This window comes from Kosakonia sp. YIM B13571 (assembly GCF_042788095.1).
In the GTDB taxonomy this organism is placed as follows: Bacteria; Pseudomonadota; Gammaproteobacteria; order Enterobacterales; family Enterobacteriaceae; genus Kosakonia; species Kosakonia quasisacchari.
Genome location: NZ_JBHZPL010000009.1, coordinates 87,441 through 104,012, shown reverse-complemented (window position 1 = coordinate 104,012; position 16,572 = coordinate 87,441). Strand labels below are relative to the sequence as shown.

Sequence of the window (16,572 nt, the reverse complement as noted above, 5' to 3'; positions counted from 1 at the left end):
TAACATCTTACAAGGAGAGCAATCGCCATGAGCCAAATTCATAAACACGATATTCCCGCCAATATTGCGGAACGTTGCCTGATTAATCCGGAGCAGTATGAGGCCAAATACCAGCAATCGGTAACTGACCCTGACACATTCTGGGGCGAGCAAGGCAAAATCCTCGACTGGATTAAGCCTTATAAGAAGGTGAAAAACACCTCTTTCGCGCCAGGCAACATTTCCATTAAATGGTATGAAGACGGCACGCTGAACCTGGCGGCCAACTGCCTCGACCGCCACCTCGCCGAACGTGGCGATCAAACGGCCATTATTTGGGAAGGTGATGACGCAAGCCAAAGCAAACACATCACCTACCGTGAGTTGCACCGCGATGTCTGCCGTTTTGCCAATGTGCTGGTGTCGCTCGGAATTAAGAAAGGTGATGTGGTCGCCATCTATATGCCGATGGTGCCGGAAGCCGCGGTGGCGATGCTCGCCTGCGCGCGTATTGGCGCGGTGCATTCGGTCATTTTCGGCGGCTTCTCGCCGGAAGCGGTCGCCGGGCGCATCATTGACTCCAGCTCGCGGCTGGTGATCACCGCCGATGAAGGTGTGCGTGCCGGGCGTAATATCCCGCTGAAGAAAAACGTCGATGACGCGCTGAAAAACCCGAACGTCAACAGTGTCGAACATGTCATCGTTTTCAAACGTACCGGCGGCAAAATCGACTGGCACGAAGGGCGCGATCTCTGGTGGAACGAGCTGACTGATAACGCCAGCGACCAGCACCAGCCGGTTGAAGTGAGCGCAGAAGATCCGCTGTTTATCCTCTATACCTCCGGCTCCACCGGTAAACCGAAAGGCGTGTTGCACACCACTGGCGGTTACCTGGTCTATGCCGCCTCAACCTTTAAATATGTCTTCGATTATCACCAGGACGATGTCTACTGGTGTACCGCCGATGTCGGCTGGGTCACCGGACACAGCTACCTGCTGTATGGGCCATTGGCCTGCGGTGCTATCACGCTGATGTTTGAAGGTGTGCCGAACTGGCCGACCCCGGCGCGCATGAGCCAGGTGGTGGACAAACATAATGTGAATATTCTCTATACCGCGCCAACCGCCATCCGTGCGCTGATGGCGGAAGGGGATAAAGCGATTGACGGCACCAGCCGTTCTTCGCTGCGGATCCTCGGCTCCGTAGGCGAGCCGATTAACCCGGAAGCCTGGGAGTGGTACTGGTCAAAAATCGGCAACGGTAAATGCCCGGTCATGGATACCTGGTGGCAGACGGAAACCGGCGGTTTTATGATCACTCCCCTGCCTGGTGCTACCCAGTTGAAAGCCGGTTCCGCCACGCGCCCGTTCTTCGGCGTGCAGCCTGCGCTGGTGGATAACGAAGGTAACGTGATTGATGGCGCGACCGAGGGCAATCTGGTGATCACCGACTCCTGGCCGGGTCAGGCGCGTACCTTGTTTGGCGATCATGATCGCTTTGAGCAGACCTATTTCTCCACCTTCAAAAACATGTACTTCAGCGGCGACGGCGCGCGTCGTGACGAAGATGGCTACTACTGGATCACCGGTCGCGTGGATGATGTACTTAACGTGTCCGGCCACCGTCTGGGGACAGCAGAGATCGAATCGGCGCTGGTGTCGCACCCGAAAATCGCCGAAGCGGCAGTCGTGGGTATTCCACACAACATTAAAGGCCAGGCCATTTACGCTTACGTCACGCTCAACCACGGTGAAGAACCTTCTCCGGAGCTGTACACCGAAGTGCGAAATTGGGTGCGTAAAGAGATTGGCCCGCTGGCAACGCCGGACGTGCTGCACTGGACAGACTCACTGCCGAAAACCCGCTCCGGCAAAATCATGCGCCGTATTCTGCGCAAAATCGCCGCTGGCGATACCAGCAATCTCGGCGATACGTCAACGCTCGCCGATCCTGGCGTAGTGGAAAAACTGCTCGAAGAGAAGCAGGCCATTACCATGCCATCGTAATAATCGTAAAACCCTGCCGGATAGCGGCGCGAAAGCGCCTTCTCCGGCGGGCAAACGCAACCATAACGCTCTCCTTCCAAGGAGAGGAAACAATCACCTCACCCTACAATTCCTAATGGATTTCGTGTTGCAGGAAGGCGGCAAACGCGCACATTCCCAGGCGCAGAGATAGCGATGTGACTGGGGCGGGCACGTGTGGCCAACTCACCGGCAGCGCGCAAGACAACGGGGAGACCTCTGGAGAATTCTGTGATGAATAACATTTATCAACAGATTGAAAACAGTGCGCATTTCAGGGAGTTAGTCGAAAGACGGCAACGGTTTGCCTTTATGCTTTCCATCATCATGCTGATTATCTACGTCGGCTTTATTTTGCTCATCGCGTTTGCCCCGCACTGGCTCGGTACGCCATTACATGAAGGCACCAACGTCACGCGCGGCATTCCGATTGGCATCGGCGTGATTGTGATTTCGTTTGTGCTGACCGGCGTGTACGTCTGGCGGGCAAACGGCGAGTTTGATCGTCTGACAAAAGCGGTTCTGAGCGAGGTAAAAGCATCATGAAGAGAGTCCTGACGGCGCTGGCCGCCACACTTCCCTTTACGGCTCACGCCGCCGATGCCATCACCGGCGAGGTACAACGCCAGCCGACCAACTGGCAGGCGATCATTATGTTCGTCATTTTCGTGGCGCTGACCTTATACATTACGTACTGGGCATCCAAACGGGTGCGTTCGCGCAACGATTACTACACCGCGGGCGGCAATATCACCGGTTTTCAGAATGGGCTGGCAATAGCCGGTGACTTTATGTCAGCGGCCTCGTTCCTCGGTATCTCCGCGCTGGTATATACCTCCGGCTACGACGGCCTGATCTACTCACTCGGCTTTCTCGTCGGCTGGCCGATCATCCTGTTTTTGATCGCCGAACGCTTGCGTAACCTGGGGCGTTACACCTTTGCCGATGTGGCCTCTTATCGCCTGAAACAAGGCCCCATCCGCACCCTTTCCGCCTGCGGTTCGCTGGTGGTTGTCGCGCTGTATTTGATTGCGCAGATGGTCGGCGCGGGCAAGTTGATTGAGCTGCTGTTTGGCCTGAATTACCACGTCGCGGTAGTGCTGGTTGGCGTGCTAATGGTGCTGTATGTGCTGTTTGGCGGCATGCTCGCCACCACCTGGGTACAGATCATCAAAGCAGTGCTGCTGCTGTTCGGCGCAAGTTTTATGGCCTTTATGGTTATGAAACATGTTGGTTTCAGCTTCAATAACCTGTTCACGGAAGCGATGGCTGTCCATCCGAAAGGCGCGGCCATCATGAGCCCTGGCGGGCTGGTAAAAGACCCGATATCCGCCCTTTCGCTCGGCCTTGGGTTGATGTTCGGCACTGCCGGTTTGCCGCATATTCTGATGCGTTTCTTTACCGTCAGCGACGCGCGTGAAGCGCGTAAAAGCGTGTTATATGCCACCGGGTTTATGGGTTATTTCTACATTCTGACCTTTATTATCGGTTTCGGCGCCATCATGCTGGTGGGCGCAAATCCGGCGTTTAAAGACGCGGCGGGCGTGCTGATTGGCGGCAACAATATGGCGGCGGTGCACCTGGCTGATGCGGTCGGTGGCAACCTGTTCTTAGGCTTTATCTCCGCTGTGGCGTTCGCCACCATTCTGGCGGTGGTCGCCGGGTTAACGCTGGCGGGTGCCTCTGCGGTTTCCCACGATCTCTACGCCAACGTAATCCGCAAAGGTGCGACCGAACGCCAGGAACTGAAAGTGTCGAAAATCACCGTGTTGATACTGGGGATTGTCGCCATTCTGCTGGGCGTCCTGTTCGAAAAACAGAACATCGCCTTTATGGTTGGGCTGGCATTCTCGATTGCCGCCAGCTGTAACTTCCCGATTATTCTGCTCTCCATGTACTGGTCGAAGCTGACCACGCGCGGCGCAATGATCGGCGGCTGGCTGGGTCTGTTAACGGCGGTTATCCTGATGATCCTCGGCCCAACAATTTGGGTGCAGATCCTCGGTCACGCCGCACCGGTGTTCCCGTATGAGTACCCGGCGCTGTTCTCTATTGCCGTGGCGTTTATCGGCATCTGGCTCTTCTCCGCCACCGATAACACCGAAACCGGCAAACTGGAGCGCGAGCAGTTCCGTGCGCAGTTTATTCGTTCGCAAACCGGGATCGGTATCGAACAGGGCCGCGCCCATTAATCTTTTTACCCCGGTCAGTAATGGCCGGGGATCACACTTTCCCGCCTTTTCTCTACCCCTCTTACGCCAGCGCGCTACAGTACCCTCAGCTTATTGAAACAACGTTTTTAATACATCAGCACGTTAATTCATGTATGACTGAAGAGGCTGTGATGAAAAAATATGCTTTAGTGGGAACTGGCGGGCGCGCCGGGTTGTATATTTCCGCCATCGGCGGGCAGTGGAAAGAGAATGCCCGCATGGTGGCGTTTTGCGACAGTAACCAGACGCGCATGGATTACGCCAATCAGCTATTACAAAACGAAGACGCACCGCCCGTTTCCACCTGGAAAGCGGCGCAGTTTGAAGCGATGATCCACGAAACCCGACCAGACATTGTTATCGTCACCACCATGGACAGAACCCATGACGACTACATTGTGCGCGCGTTGCACGCGGGCTGCGATGTGATCACCGAAAAACCCATGACCATTGACGAACAGCGCGCGCTGCGCATCCTCGATGCCATTGAGCAGACCGGGAAAACGGTGCGTGTGGCGTTTAATTACCGCTACGCGCCGCACCACAGTAAAGTGCGTGAATTGCTGATGAACAACACCATCGGCGATGTCTATTCAGTGCATTTCGAGTGGCTACTGAACACTGAACACGGCGCCGATTATTTCCGCCGCTGGCACCGGGAAAAGCGCAACAGCGGCGGGCTGCTGGTGCATAAATCGACCCACCATTTCGACCTGATGAACTTCTGGCTCAACAGCTACCCACAGCGAGTTTATGCCGAAGGCGGGCTGCGTTTTTACGGTAAAGAGAACGCCGAAAAACGCGGCGTCACGCAGTTTTACCCGCGCGCACACGGCTATGCCGCTGCTCACGATGATCCTTTCGCGCTGCACATGGCGGACAACCCGCAGTTAAAAGCGCTCTATCTCGACGCGGAACATGAAGATAACTACTGGCGCGATCAAAGCGTGTTCAGCGACGGCATCACCATTGAAGATACGTTGTCGGTGCTGGTGAAATACCAGAACCAGTGCCAGTTGAGCTATTCACTGAATACCTACTTGCCGTGGGAAGGGTTAAACGTGGTATTTAACGGCAGCCAGGGACGGCTGGAGATGAAAATCGTCGAGAAATCCTATGTGAATGCCGGTGGCGAACGCGCTAATGAAGGCAGCCTTGAATCCTGCGACATTACCGTGTTCCCGATGTTTGCCGAACCGTGGAAAGCCGCCTTCACCCTTGGCGAAGGCGGTCACGGCGGCGGCGATAACGCCATGCTGGCAGACTTGTTTGGTACGCCAGGTAATGACCCGCTAAAACGCGCCGCCGATCACCGCGCAGGCGCGATGTCGATCCTGACCGGCATTGCCGGGAACATGTCGATGCAGCAGCAACGCCCGGTTAACTTTAACGAGTTCGAACTGGTTGCAAGGCTGAAAAAGCACTGACCTTCCGGCTCCCCGTTGCAAGGCGGGGAGCTAAAACATCACGCTGGCGATCAAGGGCGCAGCCAGCACCATTAACACGCCGGAAAGCATCATCACCAGGCTTGCGACCACACCCTCCTGCTGGCCCAGCTCGTAAGAACGTGCGGTGCCCGCGCCGTGCGAAGCCGCGCCAAAACCCGCGCCTTTCGCCACACCTTCACGAATTGATAAACGCAGAAACAGCACATCGCCAACCGCCATGCCAAACACACCGGTGACTACCACAAACAACGCTACCAGATCCGGCTGGCCACCTATTGGCCCGGCGGCCGCCAGCGCAAAAGGTGTGGTGATTGAACGCACCGCGAGGCTGCGCTGGATCTCATCCGGCAGCGTAAACAGGCGCGCCAGCCAGACCGAGCTGGTCACCGCCACCACCGAAGCAGTGATTACGCCCGCCGAAAGCGACATCCAGTGGCGGCGAATAATCGCCAGGTTGTCATACACCGGCACAGCGAAGGCGATGGTTGCGGGCCCCAACAGCCACATCAGCCAGTGGGATTCCCCGATGTAGTCCTGCCAGGAGATATGACCGAACACCAGCATTAACACCAACAGCAATGGCGTGAATACCAGCGGCATCAGCGGCAATTTTCGAAAACGGCGGTAGAGGCGTTTATTCAGGAAATAACACACCAGCGTCATCGCCAGGCACAGCAGGCTTAAGGCGAAATCACTCATTTTTCAGCCTGCTGAGTTCAAAGCGGTAGACTTTATCCACCACCCAGGCGGTGGCACCAAGCACCAACAGCGTGCTCAAACCGATCACCATAAAAATGCGCCAGCCTTCCACCATCAACAGTTGTGCGTAATTAACCACGGCGACCACCGCAGGCACAAAGAACAGCAGCATTTCCGCCAGCAGCCAGTGCGCACCGGCGCGCACCCAATTCAGCGGGATCACCCGGCAAAGTATTAACCCCAGCAGCAGTATCATGCCCACCAGATTGGCGGGGAGCGGCAAATGCAGCCACTGAACCAGGTATTGCGCAAAGATAAACAGCCCGGCATAGAGCAACACCTGAACCGGAACCTGTAAACAACGCACAAGGGCAGGCGTAACACGGCTTAACGCCACGTCCATAATGATTTTCCATCAAATAAGCAGGCGGTCAGTATAGAGAGCCCCAATGCGCTACTGAAATGAATTAAACTCATCGCATACATAGTTCTAAGGAATAATTATGGACATCAGAACGCTGCGCTATTTCGTGGAGGTGGTGCGTCAGCAAAGTTTCACCCGCGCGGCGGAGCGCCTGTTCGTGACGCAACCGACCATCAGTAAGATGCTGAAAAATCTCGAAGATGAGCTGAACTGCACGCTACTTATTCGTGACGGGCGCAAACTCTTACTCACCGATACCGGGCGCGTGGTTTATGAACGCGGCATCGCGATCCTCGCGGAGTTTCGCCAGTTAGAAACCGAACTTGGCGACATCAACCACCTGAACAAAGGGATTTTGCGCCTCGGCATTCCCCCGATGGTCGGCATGCTGATGGCCGGGCCAATCAACCTCTTCAGCCAGCGCTACCCCGGTGTAGAGCTGAAAATTGCTGAATTTGGCGGTCTGACCGTACAGCAGGCGGTGAGCAATGGCGAACTGGATGTGGCGATGACAGCGCTGCCAGTCGAGGAAGAGAGTGGCCTGGCTACGTTGCCGCTGTTCAGCCATGCGATGTGCGTGCTGGTGCCGCGCTCCGGCAGTTGGCTCGAACACGACGTCGTCACGCCGGAAGAGCTCGCCGAACATCCGCTGCTGATCTACAACGAAGATTTCGCCCTGAGCCGCCAGTTGATGCTGCTGTTTCAACAGCATGGCGTGAAGCCGCGTATCGCCGTGCGCAGCGGCCAGTGGGATTTTCTCGCCGCCATGGTGCAAGCGGGCGTGGGCATTGCCATTCTGCCGGAACCGGTCTGCCAGCGGCTGGATAAACAGACGTTGCGCTGGCTCCCGCTACAGAGCAACTTGCGCTGGGAACTGGGGATGATTTGGCGCGAAGGCGTTTACCTTTCGCGCAGTGCGCAGGCGTGGCTGCAATGTTGTAAAGGATTCTGGCTGGATGAGAAAAGCGAGTAGTGGATGAATCAGGCCGGACAGCGCATAAACGGCTGCCCGGCGCAGGGCTTACTTATTCTCTAACAGTAGCGCTTCCAGCAGGTCGAGATCGTGCAGCAATTTTTGCAGCGTCTCGTTACTGATCTGCCGGGTTGCGCGCAAATGGTAAAGCTCGGCGCGCTCTGAGCGCAGCGCCGCCAGGCGGAAGCGGCGTTCCAGATTCTCTTCCTGCAGCGAACTCTCAACGTTATTGCGCCCGTCGGCGCGACGTCGCAGGTTCCCAATCACCCGCGAACTCACTTCCGTAAGTAACTGGTTATCGATGTTCTCTTCGGTGTCAGCCGCCAGGCGCTCTTCCATCTTCTGAATCGCCACAATCGCCACATCCGCGGTTGCCGCGCGCGCCATCCGTTCCTCTTTGTACTGCTGCGCGTGGTCGCGCACTTCAACATGCTGCAACAGCGCGGGCAGTGCGATAACGCCAACAAACAGTGAGAACAGAATTACCCCGGCGGCGAGGAACACCAGTTCATAGCGCGCCGGAAAGACATCGCCACTCGGCAACAACAACGGAATGGAGAGCACACCGGCAAGCGTTATCGCCCCGCGCACCCCGGCAAAGGTAGCAATCAGCAGCTCGCGGTCGCTCCACGAAGCAAACTCCATCGGTTTTTTTACCAGGAAGCGCCTGCTGAATCTCTTCATCGTCCACAGCCAGCCGAAACGTACCAGCATCAGCGCCACGTAAATCAGCACAATATCGGTAAACAACATCCAGGTTTCGACGTTCGGATCGGCTTCTGCCGCCACCAGCGAAGACTCCAGAATGCCCGGCAACTGCAAGCCTAATAGCAAGAACACCATGCCGTTAAAGACGAACTCCAGCATCGCCCAGGTACTGTTGGCGCGCAGACGCATTGCCAGCGGCGCAGAGCGCATCACGCCGGAACGGGTGATGGTCATCCCCGCCGCGACCGCCGCAAGGATGCCGGAAAAGCCGATATGTTCCGCAATCAAATAGGAGGCGAACGGCAGCAGAAACAGCAGAACGATTTGCGTTGCCGGTTCATCACCGCCCCAACGGCTGAGAAAACGCAGCGAGCGACCATACAGCCAGCTCACCACAAATCCGGCCAGCAGACCGCCGATTGCCACTTTGAAAAACTCAAGCGTCGCACCACCCACGGTGAACACCATGGTGCCCATCACCACCGCCACGGCGAATTTCAGCGACACCAGGCCCGAGGCGTCATTCATCAGCGCCTCGCCCTGTAAAATACCCATGATTTTCTTCGGAATACGCCCTTCGCCGACAATGCCGGAAAGCGCTACTGCATCGGTTGGCGACAGCACCGCCGCCAGCGCAAAGGCGGGCACCAGCGGAATGCCAGGCACCATCCAGTAAATTAAGAAGCCGATCCCGACCACGGTGACCACCACCAGCGCCAGTGCCAGGCCAAAGATTTCGCGGCCATGCTCGAGGAACTCGCGCGTGGGTGTTTTCCAGCCGTCGGCAAACAACAGCGGCGGAATAAACAGAACCAGGAACAGTTCCGGGTCGAATTCCACATGCAGGCCAAAGGTGGGAAAGGCCAGTAGCGCGCCGATGGCGATTTGCATCAGCGGAAGCGGGATTTGAAATGGAAGAACACGAGTCACTACGCCAGAAAGCGAGACGACAAGGGTCATGATGAGAATGGTAAAAAATATTTCCATGCGTTCCCTGTTTGCGATGTGTTGTTATAAAGGCCTCAGACCTTGATGCCAGAGCCTTCAGCTTAACGCAAAGAAACCGGGCTGTGGGCAAAAAAATGGGCAACCGAAGTCGCCCATTGTGTAAAGATTTACGCTCAACGTCCTCTGCCCACAGGAAGAGGAAAAGCGATGTTAGATTGCCCAGCCGCCCGCATAGAAAGCCACCAGCGCGATGGCAATCACCACGGTGCCGATGTTCAGTTTGCGCCACTCACCGGATACCACGCGGCCAATCACCAGCGAAGCAAAACCGATCATGATGCCGGTTACAATGTTGCAGGTCAGCACGATAAACACGGCAGTAATCAGGCCCGCCATCGCATCGACGAAGTCGGCAAAATCGATTTTCGCCACATTGCTCAGCATCAGCAGACCAACGTACATCAGCGCCGGTGCCGTTGCGTAGGCCGGAACCAGGTAAGAGAGCGGAGAGAGGAACAGGATCAGCAGGAACAGCACGCCCACGGTGATCGCCGTCAGACCGGTTTTACCACCTGCTGCCGTACCCGCCGCAGATTCGATATACACCGCCGCAGGTGCCGCACCAACTAAACCGGAGAAGACGCTGCTCAGGGAGTCGGTAGTCAGCGCTTTGCCGCCATCGATAATCTGGCCATCTTTACCCAGCAAGTTTGCCTGGCCCGCCACCGCACGGATGGTGCCGGTGGCGTCAAATACCGCCGTCATCACCAGCGCCAGCACGCTTGGCAGCACTACCGGATTCAGCGCGCCCATGATATCGAGGCTGCCGATCAGCGAGTTGCCTTTGTCATCGCTCAGCGACGGCATGGCGAAGATGCCAGAAAAATGCACGCTCGGATCGAAAATCAGACCCACAATCGACACGCCAATAATCGTCAGCAGAATGCCACCCGGCACTTTCAGTTTTTCCAGGCCGATAATCACCGCCAGACCAATCAGCGACATGATCACCGGGAAGCTGGCAAAGTGACCAAGCGTAACCGGCAGGCCATCCAGCGGGTTCTTGATAACCAGGCCCACGCCGTTAGCGGCGATCAGCAGCAGAAACAGGCCGATACCAATACCGGTGCCGTGCGCAACGCCCTGCGGCAGGTTGCGCAGGATCCAGCTACGAATGCCGGTGGCAGAGATAACGGTAAACAGCACCCCCATCAGGAACACCGCGCCAAGCGCGACCGGTACGCTGATATGTTGACCCAGCACCAGGCTGAACGCGGTAAAGGCGGTCAGAGAGATCGCGCAACCGATAGCCAGCGGCAGATTCGCCCACAGGCCCATCACGATGGAACCAACACCGGCTACCAGGCAGGTGGCGACAAACACCGCAGCCGGTGGGAAACCGGCTTTACCCAGCATGCCAGGGACGACGATGACCGAGTAGACCATCGCCAGGAACGTGGTTAAACCGGCAACGATTTCCTGACGAACAGTGCTGCCACGGGCAGAAATTTTAAACAGTGCGTCAAGCGAACCGCCGGTACGCGCAGAAGGCGTAGACATAGAAACATCCCCTGAGAATTTTATTGTGCGTTGGTATGCGTGGTGGACAGTCCACTGCCGGTTAAACGTCATCTCCCTGTGCTGCGTTGTGACAAGGGGCCACAAAAAAGCAAACGTTTAACTCCGCGCATACAACGGTTGGTCAAAAAAAGGCAAACGATTATCCAGCGTTTATATGGCGCTTTTCAACTGAACTTTGCCGCTTTTTGCGAAATTTCGCGCGAAGCGGCGAAGAAGTGCCCGGCTGATGCGCAAACGTTATCGTTGGTGCGCAACTTTGCAACATTTGCCGATCATTTTTCGCCGCCTGGCAGAGCAAATGGTCCACCCTGTACAATGGCTCGCTGCCAGGCCGGACGCATCTCTACCCGTTTTTTCCATGCGCGCAAATTGGGCAAATCATCCACGCCACCGCGCGACAGCAGCGCGAACACCGGGAAACTCATCTGAATATCCGCCATGCTCAGTTGGTTTCCTACAAACCAGCTATGCTGCGCCAGTTCGCCCTCGATAAAGCGCGCATGGTTTTCAATTTGCTGTTTCAGGAACGCTTTATCGACACCCTGAGCGAGGAGTTTGCCAATGCTGCGAATCCCGAACGGTACCGGAGGTTTACCCAGGCTATTCATCACCAGTTTCATTAATAGCAATGGCATCAACGAACCTTCGGCATAGTGCAGCCAGAAGCGGTAATCCAGCTTCTGCTTTGTCTCCTGCGGTTTAAAGCGCTGCTGTAGATCGTAGGTTTCCTGCAAATATTCGAGGATCGCCCCAGATTCAGCGAGGATCAGTCCGTTATCTTCCACCACGGGCGATTTACCGAGCGGGTGCACTTTTTTCAGAGATTCTGGCGCCAGCATCGATTTTTCTCGCTGATAACGGACAATTTGGTACGGCACGCCCAGTTCTTCTAACGCCCAGAGCACGCGCTGGGATCGCGACTGATTAAGGTGATGCACCGTAAGCATGGTTTTCTCCAGAGGATTTATACAAATTAACTATAGAAAACCCACACTTATACAGGCGAAAAAAAAGACAAAAATAATTGCTCAAAAAAGTAGCAATTATGCGACCGTGGCCTACACTGAAAGTGTCAGCACAACCCGGAACCTCCAACATACTGAGGGGTGCTGGTGTCGGGGGAAACCCTCCCGTAACAGAGCGGGATAGAGTGAAAGACAAAGACCGGAAAACGACTAAAGCGCCCCAACGGGCGCTTTAGTTTTTTGTACGTTTCAATCGTCTTCCAGCAAGCGCGCACCGGTGCCCTGCTGCCCAAGTTGGTCACCAGGGTTACGCAGCGGACAATCACTGCGCGACAAACACCCGCAGCCAATGCAGCCATCCAGCTCGTCACGCAATGCCACCAGCGTATGGATGCGCCTGTCCAGCTCTTCGCGCCACTGTGATGACAGCTGTTTCCACTCTTTCTTGCTTAGTGTATGCCCTTCCGGCAGCACACCAAACGCGTCGCCGATAGTCGCCAACGGAATACCAATCCGCTGGGCAATCTTAATGATCGCCACATAGCGCAGCACATCACGCGTATAGCGCCGTTGATTGCCGGTGTTGCGGATACTTTTGATTAAGCCTTTGCTCTCATAAAAGTGCAGCGCAGAGACGGCAACTCCGCTGCGCTTCGCCACTTCACCAGGGCTGAGTAAGGCTTTAATACGTGGCGTTTTCTTTTCCATAAAACCTCTTTACCTCAAGTTAACTTGAGGAATTATACTCGCTCCCAGACAAAACGACGAATCGGGAAATGAGGAAGCCATATGTCCCATCAGCAAATTATTCAGACGCTTATTGAATGGATTGATGAACATATCGACCAACCAATGAACATTGATGTAGTCGCCAGAAAATCAGGTTATTCAAAGTGGTATTTACAGAGGATGTTCCGCACGGTCATGCGTCAAACGCTGGGTGACTATATTCGCCAGCGCCGTTTAGTGCTGGCAGCGGAAGCGCTGCGAACAACGCAGCGGCCTATTTTTGATATTGCGATGGATTTGGGATATGTCTCGCAACAGACGTTTTCACGCGTCTTTCGCCGGGAGTTTGATCGCACCCCCAGCGATTACCGACATCATGCCTGATGGACGATTACTTTAACGAAGGCGGCTGCTGTACCCAGCGTTTAAATTCCTGCGACGGCAGCGCCTTTGCAAAGTGCCAACCCTGACAGAACTGTACGCCGCGCTTTAACAGCCACGTGACCTGCTCCGCCGTCTCGACCCCTTCCGCAATAATCTTCAGACGCAGGCTCTGCGCCATCTCAATAATATGTTCCGCAATCAGATGGCTGGTGCTGTTGGTCGTCAGCGTATCAATAAAAGATTTGTCGATTTTCAGGATATCGACATTCAGCGAGTAAAGGTTGTGCAAATTCGAATAACCGGTACCGAAATCATCAATCGCCACTTCGTAACCCGCCTGGCGAAACGCCTGAATAACCGGCGTGGTTTTCGGCACATCAATAAACCCACGCTCGGTCACTTCAATCTTAATCTGCTCAGCGCGCACCGCATGCATCTTGGCTTTATTGGCAATCAATGAAATCAGGCGCGACGAGTGAAAATCAGCGGCAGAGAGATTAATCGAGATATAAAGGTGCGGCATCACTGCCAGGAAATCGCCCAAATCGCTGAACAATTCGTCGACGACATAATCGGTAATCCGCTCAATCATGCCCTCTTTTTCTGCCAGCGGAATAAACTCCGCCGGGCTCATGACCGGCCCATTAAACCCAGGCCAGCGCAATAACGCTTCCGCGCCAACGCAGGTGCCATTTTTGATATCGATAATAGGTTGGTAATGAAGGCGAAGCTGGCGTCGGATTAACGCCCGGTGGAGCATACGCCGTGGAGAGTTAAACTCCTGCCGTGTTCGCGACAATATTAATAGCAGAATAACGCTGCCAATCACGCCCAGCGGCAGCGTTAATGTGACCTGGTGGTAAAAAGATTGAAAATAGCGGTTGCTGGAAGTCGAAACAATAATCGCTGTCGGACGATTCTCCGAATGCACAATGGTATAAAAGCGTTGATCCTGCTGGAACGTTAAATCGTTGTTGCGTAACAACGTAGCTAACTTATCAAGATGCGCATTCTGGCTGACGGAAAAAAACTGACGCGTAACGGTATCGTAAATACCGTAAGCCAGATCAGTATTGTCTGATGCCACATCGCTGTAAGTGAGCGGATTAACGACCGCCACATAATTTCCGCGCTGCATGTACACCATCTTGTAGCCTGCGTAAAAAGGCGTATCGCGAAAATAATAAATAGCAATATCGGGCGCGGGTTTATAATCCGCTGGTGAAATAGTATACGATTGCGTGGGCGTTATTACGCTCGAACATAAAAAGTGATCGCCACGGGCATAAATTAAATCCGAAACATACATGCTGCCGCGCACGATATTGAGCATGGCCGCGCGGTGTTCCGGTGCGCAAATTTGCCCGCGGTAATTTTCCGCTGCACTGCGAACCGTATCCACTTGTTGGATAACGCGCTCCGTTTTATTTAGTGCTAATTGGGCGAACGATTGAAGTTGTGTACTTGTTTCATTAACCGCACGGATATGCGCAAACCATAGCGATAGCACCAGCGGTAGAAGTACTACCGTGATGATCCCGACGACGCTGAGTATCTTGCGACGCACGCTATGATTCATGTCCGCCTATATCCATGCATTTAAAGTGCCTTTTTAATGTTTGGCAGGATGCTTTGATAAACAGGTGATTACGTTGCATGAATCAAACGACATTAGCAACTGACTTTTCTAATTAAAAACCTAATATTTGGTTATGACCAGAATACGCGACCATAAAGCAAACTCAGAGTGTGCCCAATGTTTATATTAAGGAAAATATTAATCCATTCGTGTAGGGGTGTTTTAACTTAATACAACAGAGTATCGCTGATTAAGCCAAACTGGCCGCAGGATAAAAAAAAGGCGAGCCATCCGGGTATTTTTTCATCTGTCGATAGCAGGCCTTCATCATCTCTTCTTTATTTATAAAAAAGCGTCAACCACCACGGTTTTACTGCGTCCTGCGCGTTTAGCATCGTACAAAGCGTTATCTGCAAGCGTAAGTAAAACTGAAGTATCTCTCTCTTCACCCGTGACGAATACTAAACCAGCGCTAAAGGATAAGGCTATCTTTTCACCATTGCTAAACAATGGATTTCGCGCCAATGAAGCGCGAACCTTTTGGCTAAAACGCAGCGCCATTTTACTGAGGGTATGCGGCATTAAAATCAGAAATTCCTCACCGCCCAAACGACCAAAAATATACGATGGATCGCAATGTTCGCGGATCTGATCGCAAAAGTGGATCAATGCAGCGTCACCCGTTAAATGCCCCCAGCGATCGTTGATGCTTTTAAAATAATCCAGATCCAGCATCAACAGGCTGAAGTGGCTACGCGGCTCGTCTGGCCGACATTCCACCAGCGCCTCTTTCAGCTTACGCAGCATGGAAAAACGATTATAGCAGCCGGTCAGATCGTCAATGGTGGCTTTCATTTCCAGTTGCCGTTCTGCTTTTTTGCGCTCGGTAATATCAAGGCCAATGCTGAGGACAGAGTGATCCGGCAGTTGAATATTCGACCAGAGTACAGTCAGCACCTGGCCATCGCGGCGTACCGGGTGCCATTCGTGCATGTCGACGCCCGGCGATGTATTAACCGAAGCGCGAACTTTTTGTCGAACTTCGGGATCGGGGAAAAATAACGCTAATGGATCGGCCTGCTGATTGAGCTCATTGATACTCCAGCCAAATACGCGTTCGCACTCACCATTCCATAATACGCAGCGGTTACTTTTATCAAACGAGTTCATTAAAACCGGGGCGCGTTCAAATAGTGCTTTATATTGTGTCACTATGCGCTGCATCTCTTTTGCTGTGCGTTCTCTGGCGACAATTTCAGCAAGATAGTTTTTTAGTTTTTCGACCAAGACAATAACGACATTCTTCACAATGGATAAAGAGTTCAAGGGCTGAGAAAATGCCAAAAAGAAAAAACCTTCAAGACCCGATTCTTTATAGTTTAATTTACAAAGAATACCGCTACTTAATTTTCTGGCTGCAATTTCATGATGCGGGAATAATAAATTTCCGGCATGCCGTCGCCAGCAAATGACTCGCCAGGCACGTTGATTCCGTTGCAGTTGAGACTGCTCAAGAAAGGTTTGAACATCCTGCAACGTGCAGCCAGGTGCACCTGCACTGACGAACTGCCACGCGTCATCCTGCCGGATAACCACCCACGCAAGCGTGGATCCAAGTGCTGCATTGATTGCGCGTAATATCTCTTCCATTGAACGTTGCGCGGTGAGCCAGGGCATCAGCCTGGCCAGAACCGACAACGCCGCATCAGCGTCCCCAGGAGGCACGGCGGAATTTTCTATTTTCATATTTTTTCATTCGCAGGTTATAAGACGCAAAACCAGCTTTAAATGATGTCATCAGGAAAAAAGAAGAGGCGGCCATCAATTCAGTCAGCGCAACTGCACGCACAAATATCTTCATCACGCATAAAGAACGTGATGAAAAAGAATATATCAATAAAGATCAAAACCCTGAAT

The 16,572-nt window shown here is 53.8% G+C and carries 14 protein-coding genes; 6 read left to right on the top strand and 8 right to left on the bottom strand.

Annotated features, from left to right (window positions below; genetic code table 11):
- Positions 1 to 27 precede the first annotated feature (27 nt).
- From acs to ACFX4O_RS18615, 4 genes are all read left to right on the top strand, one after another.
- On the top strand, positions 28 to 1,986 hold the full coding sequence (acs, locus tag ACFX4O_RS18630) for an acetate--CoA ligase (protein WP_380210175.1): 1,959 nt from the start codon (positions 28 to 30) through the stop codon (positions 1,984 to 1,986).
- A gap of 249 nt (positions 1,987 to 2,235) precedes the next feature.
- Positions 2,236 to 2,550 (top strand): DUF485 domain-containing protein, encoded by a 315-nt coding sequence (locus ACFX4O_RS18625; protein WP_025263759.1) that lies wholly within the window; start codon positions 2,236 to 2,238, stop codon positions 2,548 to 2,550.
- Positions 2,547 to 4,196, top strand: coding sequence for a cation/acetate symporter ActP (gene actP, locus ACFX4O_RS18620; protein ID WP_380210173.1), 1,650 nt, complete (start codon positions 2,547 to 2,549; stop codon positions 4,194 to 4,196). Before ACFX4O_RS18625 ends, actP begins: the two co-directional genes overlap by 4 nt.
- A gap of 152 nt (positions 4,197 to 4,348) precedes the next feature.
- Positions 4,349 to 5,644 (top strand): Gfo/Idh/MocA family protein, encoded by a 1,296-nt coding sequence (locus tag ACFX4O_RS18615; RefSeq protein WP_380210171.1) that lies wholly within the window; start codon positions 4,349 to 4,351, stop codon positions 5,642 to 5,644.
- A gap of 30 nt (positions 5,645 to 5,674) precedes the next feature.
- Here the strand turns inward: ACFX4O_RS18615 and ACFX4O_RS18610 are convergent, their stop codons facing one another.
- Both ACFX4O_RS18610 and ACFX4O_RS18605 read right to left on the bottom strand, forming a co-directional pair.
- Entirely contained in the window at positions 5,675 to 6,364 is a 690-nt protein-coding gene (locus tag ACFX4O_RS18610; protein WP_020456159.1) for an LrgB family protein, read from the bottom strand.
- Entirely contained in the window at positions 6,357 to 6,767 is a 411-nt protein-coding gene (locus tag ACFX4O_RS18605) for a CidA/LrgA family protein (RefSeq protein WP_380210166.1), read from the bottom strand. Before ACFX4O_RS18605 ends, ACFX4O_RS18610 begins: the two co-directional genes overlap by 8 nt.
- A gap of 100 nt (positions 6,768 to 6,867) precedes the next feature.
- Between ACFX4O_RS18605 and ACFX4O_RS18600 the strand changes: the two genes are divergently transcribed.
- Complete coding sequence (locus ACFX4O_RS18600; protein WP_380210164.1) at positions 6,868 to 7,761, top strand: LysR family transcriptional regulator; 894 nt, start codon at positions 6,868 to 6,870, stop codon at positions 7,759 to 7,761.
- Between the two features lie 48 nt (positions 7,762 to 7,809).
- On the opposite strand, the gene ACFX4O_RS18595 is transcribed toward ACFX4O_RS18600, so the two are convergent.
- The 4 genes from ACFX4O_RS18595 to soxR all read right to left on the bottom strand — a co-directional run bounded on the left by ACFX4O_RS18595 (position 7,810) and on the right by soxR (position 12,671).
- Entirely contained in the window at positions 7,810 to 9,456 is a 1,647-nt protein-coding gene (locus ACFX4O_RS18595) for a Na+/H+ antiporter (protein WP_131407092.1), read from the bottom strand.
- A 171-nt stretch (positions 9,457 to 9,627) separates the two neighbouring features.
- On the bottom strand, positions 9,628 to 10,977 hold the full coding sequence (ghxP, locus tag ACFX4O_RS18590) for a guanine/hypoxanthine transporter GhxP (protein ID WP_131407090.1): 1,350 nt from the start codon (positions 10,975 to 10,977) through the stop codon (positions 9,628 to 9,630).
- Positions 10,978 to 11,270: 293 nt separating this feature from the next.
- Positions 11,271 to 11,945 carry a glutathione S-transferase family protein gene (locus tag ACFX4O_RS18585; protein ID WP_380210162.1) on the bottom strand — a complete coding sequence of 225 codons (675 nt, stop codon included), beginning with the start codon at positions 11,943 to 11,945 and terminating at the stop codon, positions 11,271 to 11,273.
- Between the two features lie 267 nt (positions 11,946 to 12,212).
- Positions 12,213 to 12,671, bottom strand: a complete 459-nt coding sequence (gene soxR, locus ACFX4O_RS18580; RefSeq protein WP_131407083.1) for a redox-sensitive transcriptional activator SoxR — start codon at positions 12,669 to 12,671, stop codon at positions 12,213 to 12,215.
- An 81-nt stretch (positions 12,672 to 12,752) separates the two neighbouring features.
- Between soxR and soxS the strand changes: the two genes are divergently transcribed.
- Positions 12,753 to 13,076 carry a superoxide response transcriptional regulator SoxS gene (gene soxS / locus ACFX4O_RS18575; RefSeq protein WP_131407081.1) on the top strand — a complete coding sequence of 108 codons (324 nt, stop codon included), beginning with the start codon at positions 12,753 to 12,755 and terminating at the stop codon, positions 13,074 to 13,076.
- Positions 13,077 to 13,083: 7 nt separating this feature from the next.
- On the opposite strand, the gene ACFX4O_RS18570 is transcribed toward soxS, so the two are convergent.
- The gene (locus ACFX4O_RS18570) at positions 13,084 to 14,655 is read right to left on the bottom strand and encodes an EAL domain-containing protein (protein WP_380210159.1); all 1,572 of its coding nucleotides are present in this window, start codon (positions 14,653 to 14,655) and stop codon (positions 13,084 to 13,086) included.
- A 342-nt stretch (positions 14,656 to 14,997) separates the two neighbouring features.
- A complete protein-coding gene (locus ACFX4O_RS18565; protein ID WP_380210158.1) occupies positions 14,998 to 16,401 on the bottom strand; it encodes a diguanylate cyclase in 1,404 nt (467 codons plus the stop codon).
- Positions 16,402 to 16,572: the final 171 nt, after the last annotated feature.